Source organism: Vibrio sp. SCSIO 43097 (genome assembly GCF_023650755.1).
Classification (GTDB): domain Bacteria; phylum Pseudomonadota; class Gammaproteobacteria; order Enterobacterales; family Vibrionaceae; genus Vibrio; species Vibrio alginolyticus.
Genome location: NZ_CP071840.1, coordinates 371,191 through 395,412, shown reverse-complemented (window position 1 = coordinate 395,412; position 24,222 = coordinate 371,191). Strand labels below are relative to the sequence as shown.

Here is a 24,222-nt window from a genome sequence, read left to right as displayed (position 1 = left end):
CAGCATTTGCTGACCTTTTCTTTATCTATTCAAACATTAAGCTTTGAACGCTTTAAATGCGTTGATTAGACCATTTGTTGAGCTGTCATGCGAGCTGATTTGAGACTCGTCTGCAAGCTCAGGTAGGATTTGGTTAGCCAGTTGTTTACCTAGCTCCACGCCCCACTGGTCAAAACTGAAGATATTCCAGATAACACCTTGTACGAAAATTTTGTGTTCGTACATTGCGATCAAGTTACCTAGCGTACGAGGCGTGATTTGCTTCACTAGAATAGAGTTTGTTGGACGGTTACCTTCAAACACTTTGAATGGCGCAATCGCTGCCACTTCTTCAGCATTCTTACCTACTTTCACCAACTCTTCTTTCACGGTTTCTTCATTTTTACCAAACGCTAGAGCTTCAGTTTGCGCGAAGAAGTTAGACATCAGTTTTTGGTGATGATCGCTAGCTGGGTTGTGGCTAATTGCAGGTGCAATGAAGTCACATGGGATAAGCTTAGTACCTTGGTGAATTAGCTGGTAGAACGCGTGCTGACCGTTGGTACCTGGTTCACCCCAAATGATTGGGCCAGTTTGGTAAGTTACAGCATTGCCGTCACGGTCAACGTATTTACCGTTTGATTCCATGTTACCTTGCTGGAAGTACGCCGCGAAACGGTGCATGTACTGATCGTAAGGCAGAATAGCTTCTGATTCCGCACCGTGGAAGTTGTTGTACCAAATACCGATAAGCGCAAGGATCACAGGGATGTTGCTTTCTAGATCTGTTGATACAAAGTGCTTGTCCATCTCGTGAGCGCCATCAAGCAGCTCAACGAAGTTGTCGAAACCTACTGCTAGTGCAATTGATAGACCGATCGCAGACCATAGTGAGTAACGGCCACCAACCCAGTCCCAGAATTCAAACATGTTCGCTGTATCGATACCAAATTCAGACACGGCTGTCGCGTTTGTTGAAAGCGCAGCAAAGTGCTTAGCCACATGAGCCTGATCACCCGCCGATTCTAGGAACCAATCACGAGCAGTGTGCGCGTTAGTCATGGTTTCTTGTGTTGTAAACGTCTTAGACGCGATCAAGAATAACGTCGTTTCTGGGTTAACTTTCTTCAACGTTTCAACGATGTGTGTACCATCAACGTTAGATACGAAGTGAAGGTTTAGATGATTTTTGTATGGCGCTAGAGCTTCCGTCACCATGTAAGGGCCAAGGTCAGAACCGCCGATACCGATGTTCACAATATCGGTAATTGCTTTGCCTGTGTAACCTTTCCATTCACCGCCGATAACGCGCTCAGTGAATGATTTCATTTTTTCTAGAACCGCGTTCACTGCTGGCATTACGTCTTCGCCATCTACCATAACTGGAGTATTAGCGCGGTTACGTAGTGCAGTGTGAAGAACAGCGCGACCTTCTGTTTGGTTGATCGCTTCACCACTGAACATCGCTTCAATTGCAGATTTCAGCTCGGTCTCTTTCGCAAGAGCAAACAGGTGCTTCAGAGTTTCCTCATTGATGAGGTTCTTTGAGTAATCGACTAGGATGTCTGAGCCGAAACGTGCAGAGTATTTGTCGAAACGCGCTGCGTCTTGAGCAAACAGCTCTTTAAGATCCATATCTTGTGCAGATTCGAAATGCGCCGTTAGCGCTTTCCAAGCTTGTGTTTGCGTTGGATTGATATTTTTCAACATGGTCTTTATCCCGATGTTACAGTAGGTTCCATTCCTTACAGTCTAGCGAAAACTGTGGAATCCCCGATTTAGCAAATAGAATATAAATTAGATGTTTGGGCAAATTGCCACAAAACAAGTCTTTGTAATTTTTTTTCAGGCGCCAATTATGACCGAGAGCTTTTACACTCACATTGAGTTAGGTCACGTTCCCTGCCCTGAAATTGAACATTCATTTACGATGACAAGAATCATATCATTTACTAATGACAGGCTCTAATTGGAATAGGATAGACGCCAATTTATAAATTTCCAAAGGAACACGTATGTGGGCACAAAAAACACTGCAATTAAAAGCGAGAAGCCGCGGTTTTCACCTGATAACTGATGAAATTGAACAACAATTACCACAAATAAACGAACTTTCAGTAGGTTTATTACACTTATTTATTCAGCACACCTCCGCCAGTTTGACCTTAAATGAGAATGCTGATCCAACCGTGCGTATGGACATGGAAGCGCACTTCAATAAGTTTGTGCCAGAGCGTGCTCCTTATTATCAGCACACCTATGAAGGTGACGACGACATGCCGGCACATATTAAAGCATCACTGCTTGGCAGTAGTGTGACGGTACCAATCCAAAATGGTCGATTAGCTTTAGGAACATGGCAAGGTATTTACTTGGGTGAGCATCGAGACTTTGGTGGCGGCCGCCGCGTTATTGCTACGATTAACGGTGAGTAGATAAAACAAAGGCTAACCTTGGGTTAGCCTTTCGTTGTTTATTTGGAGTATTCCATCTCGACGCGAGGCGTTAGCTTAGTCACGAGTTCATACGCAATCGTACCAATGTGACCCGCCACTTCTTCTACTGGGAGCTCTTTCCCCCAAAGAATCGCTTCGTCGCTGACTTTATCCGTTGCGTCTGGTCCCAAATCGACCGTCAGCATATCCATGGAAACTCGACCTGCAATAGGTACTTTACGGCCATTAACCCACACCGGCGTACCGTTTGGAGCACTTCTTGGGTAACCGTCGCCATACCCTACAGCGATGACCCCAACTTTTGTATCTCGCTCACTGGTCCAAATACCACCATAGCCAACACTTTCGCCCTTCTTCACTTCACGTACCGCAATAAGGTGGGATTTAAGTGTCATGACAGGCTGATACCCAAGATCTTGCGCCGTTTTGTCATCGAATGGCGACACACCATACATGATAATACCCGGACGAACCCAATCTAAATGGCTTTGAGGCCATGCCAATAACCCCGCAGATGCCGCCAGTGAACGTTCCCCTTGGCAACCAGAAGTCAACGATTTAAACAGCTCAATCTGTTGTGGGGTAATATCGCTATCCAGCTCATCTGCACAGCCAAAGTGGCTCATGTAACGCAACGGTTTCGCTACATTTGGACACTCCTTCAGCCGCGTTACAAACTCGTCATATTGTTCAGGACGAACCCCAAGGCGGTGCATGCCACTGTCAATCTTCAGCCACACGACAACCGGAGTTTCAAGGTCTGCTTGCTCCAAGGCGATAAGCTGCTCTTCACAGTGCACCACAGTTTGGATGTTGTTCGTCACAAGAACAGGTAAGTCACCAGGAGAGTAAAAACCTTCTAGCAATAGAATCGGCTTTACTACTCCACAAGCGCGCAGTTGCAATGCTTCTTCAATACGAGCCACACCAAACGCATCCGCATGGTTAGCATGTTTTGCGACATGACGTAATCCGTGACCATAACCATTGGCCTTGACGACAGCCATCACTTTACTTTGTGGCGCTTGAGCTTTTACGCGCTGTAAGTTGTGCTGCAACGCAGACAAATCAATGCACGCCTTGGCCGCTTTCATATAGCTCATGGGATTACTCATCATCAATATCGAATGCAGGACCCGCGTAGTTGTCGAAACGCGAATGTTGACCTTGGAAAGTGAGGCGAACAGAGCCGATAGGACCATTACGCTGTTTACCAATAATGATTTCGGCCGTACCTTTGTACGGACTATCTGGGTGATAAACCTCATCACGGTAGATGAACATGATCAAGTCGGCATCCTGCTCGATGGAACCGGATTCACGCAAGTCCGAGTTTACTGGTCGTTTATCCGCACGTTGCTCTAGGGAACGGTTTAGCTGCGACAGTGCCACAACAGGCACATTTAGCTCTTTTGCCAGCGCCTTAAGAGAGCGAGAGATCTCAGCAATCTCAAGAGTACGGTTATCGGTTAACGAAGGCACGCGCATCAACTGAAGGTAGTCAACCATGATCATCGACAGACCGCCATGTTCACGAGCGATACGGCGAGCGCGCGAACGCACTTCGGTCGGAGTTAGACCAGAGCTATCATCAATGTACATATTCTTCTTCTGCATCAGGATACCCATAGTAGAAGAAATACGCGCCCAATCTTCGTCATCTAGCTGACCCGTACGGATCTTGGTTTGGTCAACACGAGACAAAGAGGCCAACATACGCATCATCAACTGTTCAGCTGGCATCTCTAACGAGAAAATAAGTACGGGCTTTTCTTGTTGCATGGCCGCATTTTCACACAAGTTCATCGCAAAGGTCGTTTTACCCATCGATGGACGCGCTGCGACAATCACCAAATCAGAGCCTTGCAAACCTGCGGTTTTCTTATTGAGATCGGTGAAACCGGTATCGACCCCCGTAACACCATCTTGTGGCGTTTTATACAACAACTCGATACGTTCTAACGTCTTTTCGAGGATGTTGTCGACGTTTTGTGGTCCTTCGTTTTCACTAGTTCGAGACTCGGCGATAGCAAAAACTTTACTCTCCGCCATGTCTATTAAATCTTCAGAACTGCGACCTTGAGGGTCATAGCCCGCGTCCGCAATTTCATTCGCGACACCAATAAGGCCACGAACAATCGCACGCTCAGCGACAATATCAGCATACGCATTGATGTTAGCTGCACTTGGCGTATTCTTCGCCAAGTCAGCGAGGTAAGCAAAACCGCCTACATCTTCTAACAACTCGTGACGCTCTAGATATTCCGATAAAGTAATAAGATCGAGAGGTTTACCCGCTTCAAGAATGGTTTTTACACCTTCAAAAATCAGGCGGTGTGGACGACTATAGAAATCACTGCTCACAACACGTTCGGCAACGGTGTCCCAACGTTCATTATCCAGTAAAAGACCACCAATTACTGATTGCTCGGCTTCTAGTGAGTGAGGTGGCACTTTGATTGCGTCGACCTGACTGTCTGAAGGTTTGCGATTTCTGTTTTCCGCCATGACTTTGCTCGATAACTACTATTGACCCACGATTATAACCTTAACCTAACTGAGATGCTTCCCCGAAGCGACAATTACTTGTTAAGAAATCATCATGTGAACCACCCAGGTAATAGCCTGGTTCTTCCGCCTAGCTCTAATAAAAATTAACCTACCATTGACCCAACCAAATATCTGTATCAGTATCATGCCCCTCCTTTTTGATTACGTTCGAGGTTGATGTGTCCCGATACTGGTTACTTAGCTTTAGCCTACTGTGCGCTAGTGCATCGTATGCTGACGAATCAGTACAGCCAGAGCAAAATATTGATGTACCCGACCCACTAAAAACCGAGGTGGAGTTCGGCTATCAAGCTCACACAGGTAACACGGACTCTCGTTCCCTGAATGCTCGTTTGAGTGCTGAATATACGTCAGGTCGACACCGTTCTAATGGTGAATGGAAGTACTACAACTTGTACAAAGACGGTGAAGAAGACAAACGCTCATCCACCTACTCCCTACAGAGTGACTACAAGTTAGGCCCTAAGACATATTTGTATGGCAGCTTTAAAGGGGTGGATTCTCGCTACAGTGCTTATTTTAAAGACTATACGTTGTCAGGTGGTTTGGGTTACCAGTTCTCCTACACTGAGAACTTCATTTTAGAGGTAGAAGTAGGCCCTGGTTTTCGCTATCAAGAGCCAAACTTAGACGAAATAGATGATGACGATATTGTCTTTCCCGATATCGTTAGAGAAGGCATTTTTCGAGGAAATATCAACACAACTTGGCATGCGTTGGATAATTTAAGTTTCGCAGCTGATATTACGTTGGTAACAGGTAGAAGTAACACACGTACTGATAGTGAACTCAGTGTAACCAATGATATTACTGAAGATATCGCACTGAAACTGGCGCACTCTCGTCAGTATCACGATAAAGTGCCTGAAGGCTTAAGCAAAGCGGACAGCGTATTTTCCGTTAATTTACTTTTCGCTTTTTAACCCTTTTTCTCTCAGTTTTAGAAATAAAAAAAGCACCTCCGAGGAGGTGCTTTTTAGTATTTCGTCTTGATACTGAATTACTCAGCAGCAACAACTTGTAGGTTAACTGTCGCGAAAACTTCAGAGTGAAGTTGAACGCTGATCTCGAACTCACCAGTGTTACGTAGAGCACCTTCAGGAAGGCGAACTTCGCTCTTAGCAACTTCAACGCCTGCAGCTGTGATAGCGTCAGCGATGTCACGAGTACCGATAGAACCGAATAGTTTGCCTTCGTCACCAGCTTTAGAAGCGATAACTACCGCTTCTAGAGCGTTAACTTTCTCTGCGCGAGCTTCTGCAGCAGCTAGTTGCTCAGCAACTTTAGCTTCTAGTTCAGCACGACGAGCTTCAAACATTTCAACGTTAGCTTTAGTTGCCATAACTGCTTTACCTTGTGGGATAAGGAAGTTACGAGCGTAGCCAGATTTAACGTTTGCAGTATCGCCAAGACCACCTAGGTTACCAATTTTATCAAGTAGAATAACTTGCATTGCTTAATCCTCTTTCTTAATAAAATGAACCGATTACTGATGCTTGTCAGTGTACGGTAGTAGAGCTAGGTAGCGTGAACGCTTGATAGCACGTGCTAGTTGACGCTGGTACTTAGCGCTTGTACCAGTGATACGGCTAGGTACGATTTTACCAGCTTCAGTGATGTAGTTTTTAAGAGTTGCTACGTCTTTGTAATCAATCTCTTGTACGCCTTCTGCAGTGAAACGGCAGAATTTACGACGACGGAAGAAACGAGCCATGGGCTATCTCCTGATCTTAAATTTGAGTAATGTTGTCGGCGTGTAACACTAATTTTCCCACGCCATTTCGGCCGGTTTGATAAGTGACAAAACCACTTACCTTAATGTTACTGCCTTGAACTAAATTCTGAGTTAGTGCTTGTGACCCAAGCCCGCTGACGACTACCGGCATACGACAATAAACTTGTCGAGGTAAGTCAGCTTCGATAATAGTAGAGCGATGCTCCAGCCAAAACCGACAGTGTTCAATGCCACCAGGGCTTTTACTACGAATGGGCGGTTTGGCAATGGTGCCGCTCAGCTCCATTCGATTGGCCATAAGAAAACTTACTCAGCAGCTTCTGACTTAGCTTCAGGCTTAGCTTCAGAACGCTCTTCACGACGTGGAGCACGCTCTTCTTTTTGCTTAAGCATGATAGATTGCTCAGTGATCGCTGCTTTAGTACGCATGATCATGTTACGTAGAACTGCATCGTTGAAACGGAAAGCAGTTTCTAGCTCATCAATTACAGCTTGGTCAGCTTCAACGTTCATAAGAACGTAGTGAGCTTTGTGAAGCTTGTTGATTGGGTAAGCCAGTTGACGACGGCCCCAGTCTTCTAGACGGTGGATTTTACCGCCAGCTTCAGTGATTGAACCAGTGTAACGCTCGATCATGCCAGCAACTTGCTCGCTTTGATCTGGGTGCACCATGAATACGATTTCGTAATGACGCATTGGTTGCTCCTTACGGATTATTCAGCTTCCACAAATGGCTCAGTCGTCCAGAGGAAGCAAGGAACTAAAGATAATTGACTGAGTTTAAGGAGCACGAATAGTACAGAAAGGGCGTAAAATAGGCAAGTGATTATTTGCTCAGCGCAGTGGATATTTAATTTCTTCTAATACTAGAAAACACAAAGGCTGCCAACAAGCTGGCAGCCTTTAAAATCAGCGTGTTATTGCGCTGGCTTATCGGTGCTTATTTAACTTCAGCCAGTTCAGCGCGCATTTGATCGATCACTTGTTTGTAATCTGGCTCACCGAAAATCGCCGAGCCTGCAACAAACATGTCTGCGCCCGCTTCTGCAATTTCACGAATGTTGTCAACCTTCACACCGCCATCGATTTCTAAGCGGATATCACGACCAGACTCGTCAATCATCTTACGAACGGCACGCAGTTTATCTAGTGTATGAGGAATGAATGATTGACCACCAAAACCAGGGTTTACCGACATCAGTAGAATCATGTCGACTTTATCCATAATAAATTCAAGACTTGCAAGTGGCGTTGCTGGGTTTAGTACCACACCAGCCTGACAGCCGTGCTCTTTAATTAACTGCAGTGTACGGTCTACATGATCAGAAGCTTCTACATGGAACGTAATCATCGACGCACCCGCTTTTGCGAAATCAGGAATAATACGGTCAACGGGTTTCACCATTAGGTGAACATCGATTGGCGCTGTGATGCCATAATCGCGTAGTGCTTTACACACAGGCGCACCAAAAGTCAGGTTTGGTACATAGTGGTTATCCATAACGTCGAAATGCACCACATCCGCACCCGCTGCGAGTACTTTTTCTACATCTTCACCGAGACGAGCAAAATCTGCCGATAAAATGGATGGAGCAATAAGAAAATCTTTCATACCTGACCTCAGTAGTAATGAGCAAACAATCTGCGCGCAATTCTACCGAAGCCAGTGGGGAGATCCACTATTTAGATATAATAGTGTGAGAATTAAGAGTTTGATTTATCCATGTCTGGGGCATGAAAAAGCGCAAGTAGCTCATCAACTTTATTACGACCGTTACCATTACGGCTAATGGTACGCTTTACTTTTACCACATTAAGATCCGCACCGTGATACAACCGACGTGTCAAGGTAGTGTCGTGGTTAGAAATCAACACAGGAATGCCACGTTCAGTCGCTGTTCTTTCAGCAATGTCGGCTAATGCAGCTTGGTCGTCCAACGTGAAACCATTACCTGCGTATGAGGTGAAATTTGCCGTATTTGAAAGCGGCGCATAAGGTGGATCGCAATACACGACGCTCCCTTTGCGCGCACGACGAAATGTTTCAGGATAACCTTCACAAACGAACGTAGCTTTTTTGGCTTTTTCTGCAAAAAACTCCAGTTCCGCCTCAGGGAAATACGGTTTTTTGTAAGAGCCAAACGGTACATTGAAGCCACCTTTTTTGTTGTAACGGCATAGGCCATTAAAACCAAAGCGGTTCATGTACAAAAACGCTAAAGAGCGGTACATCACGTCATCGGTTTTATTAAATTCAGCGCGAATGTGTAGGTAGGCTTCTTTGCGGTTGTTCTCAGCGACAAACCAACGCTTCGCTTCAGAGATATACTCTTCAGGGCGTTCTTTCAGCAGGTTGTACAGATTGATCAAATCTGGATTGATATCTGCAAGTAGATAATGGTCATAATCGGTATTCAGGAACACTGAGCCCGCACCAACAAAAGGTTCAACTAGCTTTCGAGCCGGCGGCAAATGACGTTGGATGTCTTCAACCAGTCCGTATTTTCCTCCAGCCCATTTAAGAAAGGCTCGTTGCTTTTTCATCTACTGCTCTATCTATCGACCAAAAATTAAGGCTGCGGAATGTAACATATTTTTCAGGGAAGCTCAGGTTTATTTCACTCGTTCAATTTCACGGTGAACCTGACGGAGTGATTTTGCCCAAGGACTCACCGACTTAACCGAATCTGGCAAGCTTGCGACGGCATCACGAGCCATTTGAATTGTCGGATAATCTTGATATGTGATGATATACCACTCGGTGTCATTACGAACGGTAGGATAAATTCGCACTTGATTATTCAGTTGATGCTCATTGAGAAAGGATTGTACATCTTCCATTGAGGTCATAGCTGCGAGTTGTAAAGTATAAGCTCTTGGCGATAGCGCTTTTAGTTCTTCACGAGCAAATGAAAACTTCACAACAGGTTGGTTTGCCTCACCCTCTTCTGACTGAGCAGGTGCTTGCGTCATATCTTGATTCGGTTTTACGACTTTAATCAAAGGGGAGCTAGTTTCATCGGCGGTTTCTGTCTTCTCAGTACCTACGACATCATCAATCGCTTTTGTGTCTGCTGAATCAGCTTTACCTTCAAGCAATGCATCGACCACATTCGACTCAATCACCACTCTTTGTTGATTGTCATCACTGCCTACGCTCGCTACTTCTTCTGTCACAGCTGGCGGTAATGAATCAGAATCATCAACCGCACCAGACTTATCAAGACTGCTAGAGCCATCGGTTACAGGTTGCAGTGAAGACTGCGCTGCACTGACTCCTGACTCTTCAAAAGTTGGAATAGCCGTTTGCTCTAAACTGCCAGCAATTTGCTGCGCTTTATCATCAGGACTTGGTTGACTAAGCATCCACCAATAGCCACCAGCAGCAAGCAACAGTAAGACTAATACCACCAACGCAATATTCAGGGGTGAACCGACAATCGAGCGGATAATGATCCTTTTTTCCACTTTCATCTCTCCTAACGCCATGATGTCACCCGGTACTGGGTCGACTTTTTTAAATGCATCTCGAACCCGTTTCTCAGACTCATCATCGACGTAGCGCGCAACAAGTGACTCAAAGAAACGACGAGCTTCCACTTCGGACAACATATCAATATCAAGCTCAACAGGCTTTATCTCTTGTCCATAACTGAGACGTGCTAGCAAACCGTCTAAACGTCCAGACTGTGTAAACAGTAAGACATTGATGGTCCAATTTGGCTTATGGTGCGCCTCTAAGACCAGCATCCAAAGCTCAGAGATAAGTGTCTCACTCAATAAATGCGCATCATCTACAACAATTGCAATGTCACACGCCTCATCACCTAAAAGCCTTTCAAGGCTATCAAGTAAAGGCTCTTGCTGATTAAACAATGCGTCTGAAACCAGTTGACTCAAAATAAGGACGCGATGCTGCACATCGTCTTGATTAGAATGACAAAGTAACAAACATTGATTCTTGTTACTGGCACCCACTTCAAGGTATCGCTGCGCTAACCAAGATTTCCCGTACCCATCATGACCATTAATCGCAATTAGATTGGAACCAAAGTTAGTCAGTAGACCTAATCTATCAAGCAACTCGATTTGAGAATCTAATTCCAGTACGTGAGCAACACTCATCTAATAACCTTAATACACTACAAGAATGACGCCCAAAGGCGCCATTACAAGGTTAAATATCGCGACCGAAGTCTATTGCCTGTTTGAGTACGTCTTGTGTCGTATCAGCAATTACCTCGGCAGTGCCAATGCCTGTAGGCAAAACCAATCGTAATTGACCAGAGAGGACTTTCTTATCTCGCATCATGTGCTTGATGAAGTCATCGAAATTCATACTGTCTGGAGTATGCACAGGCAGTTTTGCACGACGCAAAATCGCAACAATACGCTCAAATTGCTCTTCCGAGATCAGACCGCGTAGATGCGACGTTTTGGCCGCCATAACAGTGCCGGAAGATACCGCTTCACCATGCAGCCAATTGCCATAGCCAAGTTCCGCTTCAATCGCATGACCAAAGGTGTGACCTAAGTTAAGCAAAGCACGGATGCCCGACTCTTTCTCATCCTGAGCCACCACTTCCGCTTTTATTTCACAGCAACGTGCGATCGCATAAGTTAGTGCTTCTTCATCCAACGCATACAAGCGCTCAAGATTGTCTTCTAACCATACAAAAAAATCTGCATCGTAAATAATGCCGTACTTAATGACTTCGGCGATACCCGCAGCGAACTCACGTTCAGGCAACGTCGACAGGCAGTTGGTATCAATGATCACTGCTTTAGGTTGGTAAAACGCGCCTATCATGTTCTTACCCAACGGATGGTTAACCGCGGTTTTTCCACCAACCGAAGAGTCCACTTGGGATAGTAATGTGGTCGGTATTTGAATAAAGTCGACCCCACGCTGGTAACAGGCAGACGCAAAACCCACAAGATCGCCAATAACACCACCACCTAACGCGATGATCACAACATCACGAGCATAACTCCCTTCCAGTAAGAAGTTCATTACTTGATTAAATACATCCAAGTTTTTGTACTGTTCACCGTCAGGCAATTCTAACAAGGATGCACTACAACCGAGCTGCTCGAGTTGCTTTAAAATTTTGTCTGCATACAAAGGTGCCACTGTGACATTACTGATCACAACAACTTTTTGTTTTGCATTTTTGTTTGAGAGAACTTGAGAGAGGTACGCCGGGTCCTCAAATAACCCGGCGCCAATAGAGATTGGGTAGCTACGCTCAGCTAGGTTGACCGTAATCCGTTCCATCGGTTTGCTCCAATTAAAAAAAAGATAAAGACTTATCTCTCTTCTAGCATTTTTACGATCTGGTTGGCTACCACTTTTGCACTTTGATCGTCAGTGCGAACAGTGTAATCCGCTACTTCTTCATATAAAGGATTACGTTCTTCAGCTAATTGCTCCAGTACTTCGCGAGGGTTATCCGTTTGAAGTAAAGGACGCTTCTTGTCGCGGTTTGTACGCGCAAGTTGCTTTTCAATCGTCGTTTCTAAGTAAACAACAACACCACGTGCCGAAAGACGATTGCGGTTTTCTTTGCTCTTAACAGAGCCACCGCCAGTCGCAAGCACGATGCCTTGCTCTTGTGTTAGGTCTTCAAGTACCGCTTCTTCACGCTTGCGGAAGCCTTCTTCACCTTCTACATCAAAAACCCAAGAGATGTCTGCACCAGTGCGTTCTTCGATCACTGTATCGGAGTCAACAAACTCCATATGCAGTTGCTGTGCTAGATGTCTACCAATTGTACTTTTGCCGGCGCCCATTGGGCCAACAAGGAAAATATTACGTTTCTCAGCCATGTTTAGCAGTAATTTACAACATTGATTCAATAAGATCGCCACAAGAAAACACAGCTAAACTGCTGTTCTACAAGGCTTGTGGCACCAGTTCCTCACAGATAATTCGTGATAAGACCCGAAATTATCCAAGCATGGTGCCACTATTGCAACTTTATTTTTGATTTAATCAGTTTTTCCCGAGACAGAACTACTGAATCACCACCTTAGGCGTGACGAAAATTAACAGCTCACTTTTGCCAACATTTTCATAGCTTCGACGAAAAAGCGCACCTAATAGCGGCAGATCGCCCAACAAAGGCACTTTGTCCACCGAGTTAGTAATGCTGTGCTGAAAAATACCACCAAGAACGACCGTTTCACCATTATTCACTAACACTTGCGTCCCGATACGTTGAGTATCAATCGCAACAGCTTCACCAGTGCCTGTCTTCACGACTTGTCCAGGTCTATCTTGCGTGACACTTAAATCCAACACTAAGCGGTTATCCGGTGTGATTTGCGGGGTCACCTTCAAACTTAATACCGCCTTTTTGAACGTCACCGTCGTTGCACCACTTGATGATGACTCTAGGTAAGGAATCTCTGTACCTTGTTCGATATAGGCTGGTTTCTTATTGGTAGTGATCAAACGTGGGCTCGAGATAATCTCAGCTTTAGACTCTTGTTGCAGCGCAGAAAGTTCCAAATCAAGTAGTGTGTCTGATCCTAACTTCGCAACTTGGAAAGCAAGACTGGTCGCATTCGGGCTGGTTGCAGCTAAGTTTACATTTAGGAAGTCATCGATCCCCACTCCATCACCGTCACCACCGTCGTCGCCCCCTTCTCCATTATAAAGACCGATCGTGGCGAGGTTGTTCTCAATAGAACCGCCCACTGTATTACTGCCATTAATAGATGTAAAACCCCAACGAATCCCTAACTCGTCCATGTTACCTTCATTGATGGTCACAATACGCGCCTCAATTTGAACCTGTTTAACTGGAATATCCAAAGACTCAATAATTTCTCGAATCACCTCGATGTTTTCAGGTAACTCTCTAATCAATAACGAGTTAGTTCGCTCATCAATGGTCATACTGCCGCGCTCTGACAGCATGCTGATATTTCCTTCTCCATTGATCATCTCCGCAATATCTGATGCTTTAGCAAAATTAACTTTGATGATTTCAGATGAAAGCTCTCCCATTTCTTCCGTCAATTTTTGTTTTTCTAACTGCTGCTTCTCACGCAAGTCCAACTCATCAGTCGGAGCAACTAAAATCACGTTGCCATCAACACGCTTATCTAACCCCTTAACTTGCAAAATAATATCCAGCACTTGCTGCCAAGGGACACCATCAAGACGAAGCGTGAGGTTGCCTTCTACAGAGTCGGAGACAACCAAATTGAATTGGTTGTAATCAGCAATAAGCTGCAAGACGTTTCGCACAGGAATATCTTGGAAGTTAATCGAAATAAGCTTACCTTCTCTTTCTAAAATGCTTTTATCTGGGGCTTTCTCATTGGGTTTGATCTTCGCTACTTTGATTTCCAAAAAACGCCCCGTTAAACGGTAATCATGCATGTATTCTTCATTGATGTGCGCAACCAAGCGCGTAGTTGAGGTATAGCGAAACACTTCTACGCTCTCAACCACAGTCGAAAAGTCTTTCACGTCTAGGAGATACAATTGCTCGTCTTTTACTGAAGTGTTAAGCAAATCGATACTTAACCCTTCCTGTACACGCTTGATATCTACAATCGCGGCCGGTGACGCCAATTCGACGACAATCACGGCGTCTTTATCTTTATTAGTTCGAAAGTCGATACTTTTTAGGGCATTGGACGAAACTTCTTCAGCTGCCGCTAAAGGGGCTAAAAATACAAACAACCATAAGGAGAAGAGCCCAGTAAGTATCCTTGGTGTACGTGTTAATCCTTGTCTCATTTTCATTACTCAATATCAAAAATAAATGGGGCTATCTCAAAGCCAACTTAACTTTACGTTTTTGCCAACATCCTAAGCCGTCGGGCAACGTTTCATTAATCAACAAGTAGGAGTGGCTGACATGGGTCACTTTGCCATTATTGCGTCCGAGGTATTGACCCGGCTTAACTTTATAGACGGTGCCATTGGGAGCCTGAACAAGGCCAGAAACCGTGTTATCCATGCCCATGACACCTTTCAAACGTAATTGGCTTAATGGGAATTTTTCTAATTTACCAGTTCGCCTTCTTGAGGGCGGTTGCCAACAATCTTTTCTTGCAACTGGCTGAGTCGCGATAGTGGCTTCTTTGGGTAATTCAAAGGGTGCACGCTGTACTTCCGGTGCGTACGTGACTGCAACATATTTGTCTGCGGGCTTAAGCTTCTCGACCTCTCGACGCGCCTGTGTTTCCACTCCTCGAATAAAATCCGTCAATGATTCATCATTCGCCTGGCAACCCATCAATAGAGAACCCATCAGTACCAGCAACAAAGACTTACTTGTCATTTTTCGTCTCCTCCGGCTTAAACTGATAGGTGTTAGCGCGCACCCGAAAGTGCAGGGTTTCACTCTCTTGGCTGACACGTTGCCAAGTCACATCTTTAAACGTGATGATTCGAGGTAGCGTCGCTATCGCCTGAGAAAAATGGCCGATGTCATGAAAGTCGCCCGTTAACTCTATGTTTAAAGGAAGACGATAAAGGAAGTGCTCTGATTGTTTTTCGCCCCAGTCGATTCGGGTGAAAGTCAGCTTATTGTCGATGCCAAGCTCATTCACTGAAGCGAGCATTGTAGCCAGCTCTTTTTGCGCAGGCAGTTGTTGCAGTAATAACTCGTAACGAGTGGTAAGTTCATCCAATTGAGATTGAAGCTGAGGCAACGCTGCCACTTTGTTCGCTTTGATCTTCAATGCCACCTTGAGTGTCTGCTCCTGCTGGATCAAGTGATTCAACTGTTCTTCTTTCGGTTTAAGGTAAAACCAATAACCTAAGCCTTGAATCGCCATGATCAGAAGCGCGATTACTACAATCTGGGGCAACAATGGCCACTCGGCCATTTCATCTATTTCGAGATCCTGCCAATCAACCACGTTGAGCCTCCAATTTCTTCTCCGTTACTTTGAACATGAAAGACACTTTGAATGTTTGAAACTCTTTCCCAAAACGGGCTTTGCCGTGAACGATGGAATGCATTTCTACGTCGTTCAACTTGGCCGAGCGCTCCATGTTGTCCAGCATCGTGGCAAGTTTTGGAGTGCTATCTGAGATCCCAGAGATCTCAATTTCCAGATCATTCATTTTGATCTTGTCGACATATACACCTTCAGGGATAACGGCAGGCATTAAGTTCATGAACTCGGTCGTTTTGTTTCGTCCGTTTTGTAAACCTTCAACGACCTTTAGACGTTCGAGGATTTTGCTGTGCTCTTGCTCTGCAATTTTCATTGCTTCAATACGCTGGTCGAGTTCGGCAATGTAGTGAGTGAGGTAATCGAGCCGATCCTGTTGTTGATCTTGTTGGTACTCAAAAAACTTTCCAATACCCCACTGGATGCCAACAGCGACCAACATGCCTAATGCGACCAAACTGATGAAACGACGTCGGTGCTCTTCTCTTTGATTCTCTCGCCAAGGAAGTAAATTAATGCGATAAAGCACGGGCGCCTCCTAGCCAATGAATGCCACGAACGGCCAGTCCGGCTGCTGTTGAGAAATGCTGCCAATCCACAGCACGACGCTTACGCTTAGACACCTTCATCTCAAATAGCCCTAGCGGATTTAGCAATTCACACTCTAACGACAATTGTTGAGACAACTCCTCTGCGAGCATGGGAGTGGAGGCCCCTTCCCCTGATAACCAGATACCCTTGATGTTTTGTGAGCCATTGATTGAGGTATAGAGCTGCATCTGGCGCTTTACTCGCTCTATGATTTGACGGTTAAACAGCTCTGTTTTCTCCTGAGCATCATCGGACAGAAAATCGACTGGAGAAGCGCTGTTTGCTCCGCGTGTGCCGTAAGCAAACTCTTTGTGAAACAGTTCACCTTGTTCGGTAAACATGGTGAAGGAGCTCGATAAGGTGCCAATATCGAGTAAGCAGTATTTGTTTTTGTCAGGAAAGCGATCGGCGGTGAGCTTCCAGATATGACCAAGGCTTTGCGAATGCACGTCCACTAAAACAGGTTTTAGTCCGGACTTTTGTAATGCATCGACTCGGCCTTCTACCACATCTTTTCTTGTCGCAAACACTTGATAGCTATCACTGCCACTCTGCCCGCCCTCAGCGCGAAGACGAACGAAGTCTAAACTCAGCTCTTCGACAGGGAATGGCGATTGATGAGAAAAGGCTTGTATCACTGCAAACTCAACTTCACTCTCTTCAAGATTTTGTTCTATTTGCAGTTTCTTGCTAATTACCGAGTTATCAGGAACTGAGATCGCAACTTTTTTAGCGCCAAAAGGCAGTTCTTTTTTTATCTGCTTGAGGGTCTTTACAATTTCTTGATGATTTATGGTGTTATTTTCAGCGACAATACCTTCCTTTAGTAATATTTCTTTGTAACCCAACAGAGCGTAATTGTTGCCTGTGGGTTTAAGTACTACGGCTTTGAGGCTGTTATGGCCTATATCGATGCCGGTAACGATTAGCTTATCCATCTCTTACTCTCGCTCCGAAATTTCTTCGTGCAAAGGTTGTTATTAGCATCCAAATAAGAGTTAATATCTCTTATGTGCTAAATTTTTGACCTAAGAGTACAAGGGTTTGCCGTTACACAGCCTCAACCAATCAGGGATTCTCCGGTGAAGTTCATAAAGCGTTTATTATTTTTAACATTGATTTGCATAATTCTTGGAGTCACCACAATATTTGGCTTCTATCAGTACGTGAAGCCTGAATTGCCAGATGTTGCAACTCTAAAAGACGTTGAATTACAAACACCTATGAAGGTGTTTAGTCAAGACGGGAAGCTGATCGCACAGTTCGGTGAAAAGCGTCGTATTCCTGTTACTTATGACGAAATTCCTCAAGACTTAATTCACGCGCTCATCGCAACCGAAGATAGCCGTTTCTACGAGCATCCTGGTATCGACCCTATCGGCATCACTCGTGCAGCTGTTGTTGTTGCGGTTTCAGGCTCGGCTAAACAGGGTGCAAGTACGATTACGCAACAGCTAGCTCGTAACTTCTTCTTATCTAATGAGAAGAAGATCATGCGTAAGATTAAAGAGATTTTTATTGCTATCCATATTGAGCAGCTTTTAAGTAAGCAAGAAATCATGGAGCTTTATGTCAATAAAATCTTCCTTGGTTACCGCTCATATGGCTTTGGTGCTGCCGCTCAAGTGTATTTTGGCAAGAGCCTTGATGAATTGACGTTAAGTGAGATTGCAACACTCGCTGGTATGCCAAAAGCGCCATCAACCATGAACCCAATTTACTCTCTTGAGCGCGCAACAAAACGCCGTAACGTTGTATTAATGCGAATGCTTGATGAGAAATACATTACACAAGAGCAGTATGACGAAGCACGCAATGAACCTATTGTGGCGCGTTATCATAGCGCTGAAATTGAGCTTTCAGCGCCTTACGTAGCAGAGTTGGCTCGTGCATGGGCAGTAAAAGAGTACGGTGAAGAAGAAGCTTACACCTCTGGCTTGAATATCTACATGACTGTGGATTCTAAACTGCAAGATGCTGCAAATACGTCTGCGGTAAATAACCTCTTGTCATACGATGAACGTCATGGCTACCGTGGTGCAGAAAGTGTGCTTTGGAAAGAAGGGGAAGCAGCCTGGGGCAATGAGCAAATAGAAAAGCACCTGAAGAAACAGCCAACTTATGGTGACCTTTACCCTGCGGTTGTGACGAAAGTCGATGATAAGACGGCGCAAGTATGGGTTAAGAACCATGAAGAGCAAACCATCCCTTGGACTGGAATGCACTGGGCGCGTAAGTACATTACCGATAACCGCCAAGGCTCAACACCAAAGTCAGCGCATGATGTGCTAGCGACAGGTCAACAAGTTTGGGTTCGCGAAGTAAGTGAAACCGATGAAGATGACAACACAACACTGAGCTGGAAACTGAGCCAAGTGCCGACAGCAAACACCGCGTTTGTTGCGATGAACCCAGAAAATGGCGCGATATTGTCGCTGGTTGGTGGTTTCAACTTTGTTCACAGCAAGTTTAACCGTGCAACCATGTCAGTGCGTCAGGTTGGTTCAAGTATCAAGCCTTTCATCTACTCGGCAGCAATTGACAAAGGACTGACTCTAGCCACTTTGATTAACGATGCGCCGATTAACAAGTGGGATGCAGGTTCTGGTTCAGCTTGGCGACCAAAAAACTCACCACCGACTTATGGTGGTCCAACGCGTCTTCGCCTCGGCTTAGCTCAATCAAAAAACGTCATGGCAGTACGTACACTCCGTGAAGTTGGCCTCGAGGAGACACGTCAGTACCTTACTCGTTTCGGTTTTGATATTAACCAAGTACCACGCTCTGAGACCATCGCACTCGGAGCTGGCAGCTTAACACCAATGAAAGTGGCACAAGGTTACTCTGTGTTTGCAAACGGTGGTTATTACGTTGAACCATTCTATGTAGAACGCGTGGAAGATGCATTCGGTGAAGTACTGTTTAAAGCCAATCCAAAGAGTGTTTGTCATAAGGATTGTCCACAAATGAGCGAGCAGCCAGAAAATCGCTACGCTGATGAATTTGGCGAACAAGACGTCGCAATTGACGGCCTTGCAACAGACAATGCCCTTGAAAATGATGAACCTCAATATGCACCGCAAGTTATCTCCGAACAGAATGCATTCTTAATGCGTGAGATGATGTACAGCAACATTTGGGGTGGCGGTAACTGGCGTGAAGGCACAGGTTGGAATGGTACAGGCTGGCGCGCGCAAAAACTTGGTCGTCGTGATATCGGGGGTAAAACGGGTACAACGAATGATTCCAAGGATGCTTGGTACAATGGCTATGGACCTGGTGTCGTTGCGATAGCTTGGGTTGGCTTTGATGATCACTCACGTGCACTTGGCCGCACCACTGTTAACAGCAACCTAGGGCAAGGCCAAATTTCTGGTGCCGAGTCGGGTGCGAAAACCGCAGAGCCTGCTTGGATTGACTTCATGCGTGTTGCGCTAGAAGGGACGCCGGAGCAAGGTAAAAATATTCCAGAGGATATTATTCGAGTTCGTATTGATCGCAACAGCGGTATGCTAACGCACAAGGTAGATAGCACATCAATGTTCGAATACTTTGAAAAAGGCACGGAGCCTACCGAATACGCTGGCGACCGTTTAGAAGATAGTATTTACTCTTCAGGCTCTGGCGCAGAAGAACTGTTCTAAATCACAAAAGCACAAGGGAGAGCATCAAGCTCTCCCTTTTTTATGTCTGCTTCTTATGCTGCAGCATTCAATGATGGATAAGAAGCCAACACCTCTTTAATCTTCGCTGCTAAAGCTTCAAACCTAGCTCGTAATGGTGAGCCCGGACGATATACGAGAACGATATTACGCGAGGGTGTTGGGTTAACAGCTGGTACGTAGCATACGCCATCTTTTTGCTTCTCATTAGGGATAGAAAGCTGAGGCAATAACGTAATCCCCGCACCGGCAGCAACCATATTGCGTAACGTCTCCAAGCTGGTGGCTTTAAAACGCTCATCGTCTTTTGCACCAGCGGCAAAACAAAAACCTAACGCTTGATCTCGCAGACAGTGGCCGTCTCCCAACGCTAAAACGGTTTTACCATTCAGCTCCAACATATCAACATGGTCGAGAGAGGCCCACTCGTGGTCACATGGCACTGCGACACTTAATGGCTCTTGATACACTTCGATCTCTTTAAATGGCGCAGTTTCATCAACCGAAGCTAAAACTAAGCAATCTAGTTTGCCTTCTTCCAATTGACGCACTAATTGATGTGTTTGAGCTTCGTGCAGAAATAGCTCCAGCTCAGGAAATGCTTCTTTTATCTGCGGCAGAATTTTGGGTAGTAGATAAGGCCCAACCGTCGGGATGAAACCAATATGCATCGGTCCAGTCATGGCTCCGCTTTGACCGCTTGCCATATCTCTGAAGGTTTTCACTTCACTTAAGATGCGTTTAGCCTGCTCCACCAGCTGTAACCCTGAATCGGTAAACAAAACACGTCGGCTGCTTCGCTCTAAAAGCGTGGTCCCGAGTTCGTCCTCTAGTTTACGAATTTGCCCACTCAATGTTGGCTGGCTAACAAAACATGCCTCTGCCGCTTTGCGAAAGTGCTTATGTTCCGCAAGTGCAACTAAGTACTCAAAATCTCGAATATTCATACTTCACGCTTCGCTTCTTTAACAATAGCTAATACCTATCAAAACCATAACACCAAACGATTAGAGCTATCAAAGGATTTTTACAATAATGGGCTCAACAAAACGAAACAGAGCGACGAAAAACGCTAAGCTCTATACGCATAATTTAAAATAGTTAAAGGAAATCATTATGTTTGTATCTAAAGAAGGTCAACAAGTCCCTCAAGTTACTTTTCCAGTTCGTCAAGGTGACTCTTGGGTGAATGTAACGACCGATGAGCTATTTAAAGGTAAGACCGTTATCGTATTTAGCTTACCGGGTGCATTTACTCCAACCTGTTCATCAAGCCATCTACCTCGTTACAACGAATTGTTCCCTGTATTTAAAGAGCACGGAGTGGATGAGATTATTTGTATCTCGGTCAATGATACGTTCGTGATGAATGCATGGAAACAAGACCAAGAAGCAGAAAACATTACCTTCATCCCGGATGGTAATGGTGAATTCACCGATGGCATGGGTATGTTAGTGGATAAAAACGACATCGGCTTTGGCAAACGTTCATGGCGTTACAGCATGTTAGTAAAAGATGGTGTAGTGGAAAAAATGTTCATTGAGCCAAACGAACCAGGCGACCCATTCAAGGTGTCAGACGCAGATACGATGCTGAACTACATAGCGCCTGACTACAAAACGCAAGAATCCATCACGGTGTTCACTAAACCAGGCTGCCCTTTCTGTATGAAAGCGAAACAAAATCTGATTGACCACGGTCTTCAATATGAAGAAGTGATTCTGGGTAAAGACGCAACAACAGTTAGTCTACGAGCTATATCTGGTCGCACGACTGTTCCACAAGTCTTTATCGGTGGCAAGCATATCGGCGGTAGCGAAGAGCTAGAAGCGTATCTAGGCTAAGCTGTCCATAGCCTACACCCTCGGTCTCCGGTGCCTTTTGGCTCGGAGGCCAACCCTAAACCACTTCTTCTACTAGTCTAGATAAGTAGTCATCTGCCACTAAGGTGACTACTTATCCAGATTCAACTATCCAATTCACTCTCCAAGCTCAATGTAGCTAGCTTGGCTTAAAACAAAAGCGAGAGTTCACGATGAAACAAGTAAATGTCGACGTAGCGATTATTGGTGGCGGTACGGCTGGTCTTGGTGCTTATCGAGCAGCAAAAGCTCATACCAACAGCGTGGTAATGATTGAGGGCGGTCCCTACGGAACAACCTGTGCTCGTGTCGGATGCATGCCGTCTAAGCTGTTAATTGCGGCAGCAGAAAGTGTTCATCAAATCGAAAAAGCACCTGGATTTGGGATACACCCGCAAGGTGAAGTACGAATTAACGGACGAGAAGTTATGGATCGTGTAAAGCGCGAACGCGATCGTTTTGTTGGCTTTGTGCTTGAAAGTGTCGATGATATTCCCGCTGAAGACAAACTATCGGGCTACGCGAAGTTTGCCGATGACCACACTCTCATCATAGATGATCATACTCAGGTCACCGCACAGCGCATTGTTATTGCGACAGGATCTCGTCCAGCATATCCGGCAGCTTGGAATGAACTGGGTGATCGCCTAGTGATTAACGATGATGTATTTGACTGGGATGACTTACCAGAGTCCGTTGCAGTATTTGGCCCAGGAGTCATCGGCCTTGAATTGGGTCAGGCTTTACACCGCCTAGGAGTAAACGTGAAGCTCTTTGGCCTTGGAGGACAAGTGGGCCCACTGACAGACCCAGAGGTGATGGCGTATGCAGATAAAGCCTTTAAGGAAGAGTTCTACCTAGATGCAGATGTAAAAGTCGAAAGCATGAAACGCATTGCTTCGTCAGACAATGACGGCGAAGACAAGGTCGAAATCCAATTCATCAACCATGATGGTGAATTAGAAACTTTCGTTGTCGATTACGTATTGGCCGCAACGGGTCGTCGTCCAAACGTCGATAAGCTGGCGATCGAGAACACCAATGTGGCTCTCGATGAACGTGGCGTACCAACGGCGGATCACTACACATTGCAAACTTCGGTAGAGAGCATCTTCATCGCAGGTGATGCAAGTAACCAAATTCCACTGCTGCACGAAGCCGCTGACCAAGGCCGTATTGCTGGAGACAACGCAGGCCGTTTCCCAGATATTCGTGCGGGTCTGCGTCGCTCACCAATTTCAGCCGTGTTCTCCGACCCTCAAATTGCTATGGTTGGAGAAACATATAAACAACTAGAAACACGTCTAGGCACATGTGGATGTTTCGCAACCGGTGAAGTCTCGTTTGAAAATCAAGGACGTTCGCGCGTCATGCTTCGTAATAAAGGCATTCTGCATGTCTACGGAGAGCAAGGCACTGGACGTTTTTTAGGTGCAGAAATGATGGGCCCGAATGCAGAGCATCTTGCGCACCTTTTAGCGTGGGCGCACCAAAATAGGATGACGATTTCTGAGATGTTAGATATGCCCTTCTATCACCCAGTGATTGAAGAAGGCGTCCGCACCGCTCTACGTGATTTGAATGCAAAACTACACTTAGGGCCAGAAATAGTGAAACATTGTCTTGACTGCGGCCCAGGCTGCTAACGCTTTCAGGCTTCTATCTAAATATAAAGCAAAGCCTCGTCATCAACGAGGCTTTGCTTTACTACTTTGGCGCAATGAAATCTCTCTTACGCTGCCATCATTGCATAGCGGCTGACCATACAAATCGCGACAACACCGATCATAAAGAACCCACCAGCGATACTCAGCGCAAGTTTCAACTCTGTCGACATCATTATATTTCCTGTTAAAGACTGACAGCGCACCATACATCAATTACGTGCCACAAAGCTTTTACAAAGCTAACTTTCCATTTTTGGTTGTGTCATGGCGATCTAAGCCCGTGTAAGAAACGCTTTCCACCATTTAGTTAGATATATAATCTGAAGCAACACTAATGGTTTGGAAAACACTATGACTTGTCGCCGCTGCGAAGAACATTGGTTTTGGAAAAAACTTGGACGTTGCCAACGATGCTTGGATCAATTGACGGTACTTTCTGTACTGTGTTGGATTGTATGGTGGTTTACGCTCAAAGATGATCCACAAAGCATCGAGTCGATCGCTTTGATCTTTGCCGGCTTCGCTTTCAACGTTTTGTTGTTTTTACACTTATGGATGCGTTTTGTCATCTTGCCTTGGCAGCGTCGACGGGGACAAAAAAAGGCGAATAAAAAAGAGAAAAGTGACAGATAGAAAAAAGCCCCAAAACCAATGTCAGTTCTGGGGCTCTCTTAGATTCTTCTAAGAAAAAGCAGTGGTACTTTAATAGACCGGGCTTCCTCTCAAAGGTTCCAAATTTTTTCGATTTTTTTAGCGAATACTGATGTAAGTAA

General features: G+C 45.3%; 24 protein-coding genes. 6 read left to right on the top strand and 18 right to left on the bottom strand.

All coding sequences use genetic code 11. The features are described from left to right. Positions 1 to 36 precede the first annotated feature (36 nt). Positions 37 to 1,689, bottom strand: coding sequence for a glucose-6-phosphate isomerase (pgi, locus tag J4N40_RS01910; protein WP_005381270.1), 1,653 nt, complete (start codon positions 1,687 to 1,689; stop codon positions 37 to 39). A gap of 305 nt (positions 1,690 to 1,994) precedes the next feature. Between pgi and J4N40_RS01905 the strand changes: the two genes are divergently transcribed. Further along, positions 1,995 to 2,414 carry a secondary thiamine-phosphate synthase enzyme YjbQ gene (locus J4N40_RS01905; RefSeq protein ID WP_005381271.1) on the top strand — a complete coding sequence of 140 codons (420 nt, stop codon included), beginning with the start codon at positions 1,995 to 1,997 and terminating at the stop codon, positions 2,412 to 2,414. 38 nt (positions 2,415 to 2,452) lie between these two features. Here J4N40_RS01905 and alr read toward each other — a convergent pair whose 3' ends face one another. Then, positions 2,453 to 3,529 (bottom strand): alanine racemase, encoded by a 1,077-nt coding sequence (gene alr / locus J4N40_RS01900; RefSeq protein ID WP_031777284.1) that lies wholly within the window; start codon positions 3,527 to 3,529, stop codon positions 2,453 to 2,455. 13 nt (positions 3,530 to 3,542) lie between these two features. After that, positions 3,543 to 4,943, bottom strand: coding sequence for a replicative DNA helicase (locus J4N40_RS01895; RefSeq protein ID WP_005382759.1), 1,401 nt, complete (start codon positions 4,941 to 4,943; stop codon positions 3,543 to 3,545). 221 nt (positions 4,944 to 5,164) lie between these two features. Between J4N40_RS01895 and J4N40_RS01890 the strand changes: the two genes are divergently transcribed. Further along, positions 5,165 to 5,929, top strand: a complete 765-nt coding sequence (locus J4N40_RS01890; protein ID WP_005381276.1) for a DUF481 domain-containing protein — start codon at positions 5,165 to 5,167, stop codon at positions 5,927 to 5,929. Between the two features lie 77 nt (positions 5,930 to 6,006). Here the strand turns inward: J4N40_RS01890 and rplI are convergent, their stop codons facing one another. From rplI to pilM, 14 genes are all read right to left on the bottom strand, one after another. Continuing rightward, complete coding sequence (gene rplI / locus J4N40_RS01885) at positions 6,007 to 6,459, bottom strand: 50S ribosomal protein L9 (protein WP_005382760.1); 453 nt, start codon at positions 6,457 to 6,459, stop codon at positions 6,007 to 6,009. Positions 6,460 to 6,492: 33 nt separating this feature from the next. Continuing rightward, positions 6,493 to 6,720 (bottom strand): 30S ribosomal protein S18, encoded by a 228-nt coding sequence (rpsR, locus tag J4N40_RS01880; RefSeq protein ID WP_000090472.1) that lies wholly within the window; start codon positions 6,718 to 6,720, stop codon positions 6,493 to 6,495. A 16-nt stretch (positions 6,721 to 6,736) separates the two neighbouring features. After that, positions 6,737 to 7,039 carry a primosomal replication protein N gene (gene priB / locus J4N40_RS01875; protein ID WP_005381298.1) on the bottom strand — a complete coding sequence of 101 codons (303 nt, stop codon included), beginning with the start codon at positions 7,037 to 7,039 and terminating at the stop codon, positions 6,737 to 6,739. Between the two features lie 8 nt (positions 7,040 to 7,047). Further along, positions 7,048 to 7,437 carry a 30S ribosomal protein S6 gene (gene rpsF / locus J4N40_RS01870; RefSeq protein WP_005381299.1) on the bottom strand — a complete coding sequence of 130 codons (390 nt, stop codon included), beginning with the start codon at positions 7,435 to 7,437 and terminating at the stop codon, positions 7,048 to 7,050. A gap of 244 nt (positions 7,438 to 7,681) precedes the next feature. Next, positions 7,682 to 8,353: a ribulose-phosphate 3-epimerase gene (gene rpe / locus J4N40_RS01865; protein WP_005381300.1), complete on the bottom strand. Its 672-nt coding sequence runs from the start codon at positions 8,351 to 8,353 to the stop codon at positions 7,682 to 7,684. A gap of 92 nt (positions 8,354 to 8,445) precedes the next feature. After that, complete coding sequence (locus J4N40_RS01860; protein WP_005381301.1) at positions 8,446 to 9,285, bottom strand: Dam family site-specific DNA-(adenine-N6)-methyltransferase; 840 nt, start codon at positions 9,283 to 9,285, stop codon at positions 8,446 to 8,448. A 69-nt stretch (positions 9,286 to 9,354) separates the two neighbouring features. Next, positions 9,355 to 10,866 (bottom strand): SPOR domain-containing protein, encoded by a 1,512-nt coding sequence (locus tag J4N40_RS01855; RefSeq protein WP_033907307.1) that lies wholly within the window; start codon positions 10,864 to 10,866, stop codon positions 9,355 to 9,357. A gap of 52 nt (positions 10,867 to 10,918) precedes the next feature. Continuing rightward, the gene (gene aroB / locus J4N40_RS01850) at positions 10,919 to 12,019 is read right to left on the bottom strand and encodes a 3-dehydroquinate synthase (protein ID WP_005381318.1); all 1,101 of its coding nucleotides are present in this window, start codon (positions 12,017 to 12,019) and stop codon (positions 10,919 to 10,921) included. A gap of 32 nt (positions 12,020 to 12,051) precedes the next feature. Continuing rightward, positions 12,052 to 12,570: a shikimate kinase AroK gene (aroK, locus tag J4N40_RS01845; RefSeq protein ID WP_005381319.1), complete on the bottom strand. Its 519-nt coding sequence runs from the start codon at positions 12,568 to 12,570 to the stop codon at positions 12,052 to 12,054. Positions 12,571 to 12,757: 187 nt separating this feature from the next. Next, positions 12,758 to 14,503, bottom strand: a complete 1,746-nt coding sequence (locus J4N40_RS01840) for a type IV pilus secretin PilQ (protein ID WP_033907306.1) — start codon at positions 14,501 to 14,503, stop codon at positions 12,758 to 12,760. Positions 14,504 to 14,528: 25 nt separating this feature from the next. Then, positions 14,529 to 15,044 carry a pilus assembly protein PilP gene (locus tag J4N40_RS01835; RefSeq protein ID WP_005382766.1) on the bottom strand — a complete coding sequence of 172 codons (516 nt, stop codon included), beginning with the start codon at positions 15,042 to 15,044 and terminating at the stop codon, positions 14,529 to 14,531. After that, positions 15,034 to 15,627, bottom strand: coding sequence for a type IV pilus inner membrane component PilO (locus J4N40_RS01830; RefSeq protein WP_033907305.1), 594 nt, complete (start codon positions 15,625 to 15,627; stop codon positions 15,034 to 15,036). Before J4N40_RS01830 ends, J4N40_RS01835 begins: the two co-directional genes overlap by 11 nt. Beyond that, entirely contained in the window at positions 15,620 to 16,195 is a 576-nt protein-coding gene (locus J4N40_RS01825) for a PilN domain-containing protein (RefSeq protein ID WP_054577259.1), read from the bottom strand. Before J4N40_RS01825 ends, J4N40_RS01830 begins: the two co-directional genes overlap by 8 nt. Next, positions 16,179 to 17,195 carry a type IV pilus biogenesis protein PilM gene (gene pilM, locus J4N40_RS01820; protein ID WP_017821733.1) on the bottom strand — a complete coding sequence of 339 codons (1,017 nt, stop codon included), beginning with the start codon at positions 17,193 to 17,195 and terminating at the stop codon, positions 16,179 to 16,181. The genes J4N40_RS01825 and pilM overlap by 17 nt, the downstream gene beginning before the upstream one ends. A 144-nt stretch (positions 17,196 to 17,339) precedes the next feature. Here pilM and J4N40_RS01815 point away from each other — a divergent pair, with 144 nt between their 5' ends. Next, entirely contained in the window at positions 17,340 to 19,901 is a 2,562-nt protein-coding gene (locus J4N40_RS01815) for a penicillin-binding protein 1A (RefSeq protein WP_025768081.1), read from the top strand. A 53-nt stretch (positions 19,902 to 19,954) separates the two neighbouring features. Here the strand turns inward: J4N40_RS01815 and oxyR are convergent, their stop codons facing one another. After that, positions 19,955 to 20,866, bottom strand: coding sequence for a DNA-binding transcriptional regulator OxyR (gene oxyR / locus J4N40_RS01810; protein ID WP_005381326.1), 912 nt, complete (start codon positions 20,864 to 20,866; stop codon positions 19,955 to 19,957). 169 nt (positions 20,867 to 21,035) lie between these two features. Between oxyR and J4N40_RS01805 the strand changes: the two genes are divergently transcribed. The 3 genes from J4N40_RS01805 (at position 21,036) to J4N40_RS01795 (ending at position 24,082) form a co-directional block, all read left to right on the top strand. Beyond that, complete coding sequence (locus J4N40_RS01805) at positions 21,036 to 21,764, top strand: redoxin family protein (protein WP_054866559.1); 729 nt, start codon at positions 21,036 to 21,038, stop codon at positions 21,762 to 21,764. A 191-nt stretch (positions 21,765 to 21,955) separates the two neighbouring features. Further along, on the top strand, positions 21,956 to 23,428 hold the full coding sequence (locus J4N40_RS01800) for a dihydrolipoyl dehydrogenase (protein ID WP_115386338.1): 1,473 nt from the start codon (positions 21,956 to 21,958) through the stop codon (positions 23,426 to 23,428). 372 nt (positions 23,429 to 23,800) lie between these two features. Further along, positions 23,801 to 24,082: a DUF3624 domain-containing protein gene (locus J4N40_RS01795; protein ID WP_017633527.1), complete on the top strand. Its 282-nt coding sequence runs from the start codon at positions 23,801 to 23,803 to the stop codon at positions 24,080 to 24,082. Positions 24,083 to 24,222: the final 140 nt, after the last annotated feature.

Coding starts and splice junctions, on each gene's coding strand:
- alr (WP_031777284.1), bottom strand. CDS start 3,529: ATGAAAGCGGCCAAGGCGTGCATTGATTTGTCTGCGTTGCAGCACAAC.
- J4N40_RS01835 (WP_005382766.1), bottom strand. CDS start 15,044: ATGACAAGTAAGTCTTTGTTGCTGGTACTGATGGGTTCTCTATTGATG.
- priB (WP_005381298.1), bottom strand. CDS start 7,039: ATGGCCAATCGAATGGAGCTGAGCGGCACCATTGCCAAACCGCCCATT.
- aroK (WP_005381319.1), bottom strand. CDS start 12,570: ATGGCTGAGAAACGTAATATTTTCCTTGTTGGCCCAATGGGCGCCGGC.
- J4N40_RS01895 (WP_005382759.1), bottom strand. CDS start 4,943: ATGGCGGAAAACAGAAATCGCAAACCTTCAGACAGTCAGGTCGACGCA.
- J4N40_RS01805 (WP_054866559.1), top strand. CDS start 21,036: ATGTTTGTATCTAAAGAAGGTCAACAAGTCCCTCAAGTTACTTTTCCA.
- J4N40_RS01840 (WP_033907306.1), bottom strand. CDS start 14,503: ATGAAAATGAGACAAGGATTAACACGTACACCAAGGATACTTACTGGG.
- pgi (WP_005381270.1), bottom strand. CDS start 1,689: ATGTTGAAAAATATCAATCCAACGCAAACACAAGCTTGGAAAGCGCTA.
- aroB (WP_005381318.1), bottom strand. CDS start 12,019: ATGGAACGGATTACGGTCAACCTAGCTGAGCGTAGCTACCCAATCTCT.
- oxyR (WP_005381326.1), bottom strand. CDS start 20,866: ATGAATATTCGAGATTTTGAGTACTTAGTTGCACTTGCGGAACATAAG.
- J4N40_RS01860 (WP_005381301.1), bottom strand. CDS start 9,285: ATGAAAAAGCAACGAGCCTTTCTTAAATGGGCTGGAGGAAAATACGGA.
- J4N40_RS01800 (WP_115386338.1), top strand. CDS start 21,956: ATGAAACAAGTAAATGTCGACGTAGCGATTATTGGTGGCGGTACGGCT.
- J4N40_RS01905 (WP_005381271.1), top strand. CDS start 1,995: ATGTGGGCACAAAAAACACTGCAATTAAAAGCGAGAAGCCGCGGTTTT.
- rpsF (WP_005381299.1), bottom strand. CDS start 7,437: ATGCGTCATTACGAAATCGTATTCATGGTGCACCCAGATCAAAGCGAG.
- rpe (WP_005381300.1), bottom strand. CDS start 8,353: ATGAAAGATTTTCTTATTGCTCCATCCATTTTATCGGCAGATTTTGCT.
- pilM (WP_017821733.1), bottom strand. CDS start 17,195: ATGGATAAGCTAATCGTTACCGGCATCGATATAGGCCATAACAGCCTC.
- rplI (WP_005382760.1), bottom strand. CDS start 6,459: ATGCAAGTTATTCTACTTGATAAAATTGGTAACCTAGGTGGTCTTGGC.
- J4N40_RS01795 (WP_017633527.1), top strand. CDS start 23,801: ATGACTTGTCGCCGCTGCGAAGAACATTGGTTTTGGAAAAAACTTGGA.
- rpsR (WP_000090472.1), bottom strand. CDS start 6,720: ATGGCTCGTTTCTTCCGTCGTCGTAAATTCTGCCGTTTCACTGCAGAA.
- J4N40_RS01855 (WP_033907307.1), bottom strand. CDS start 10,866: ATGAGTGTTGCTCACGTACTGGAATTAGATTCTCAAATCGAGTTGCTT.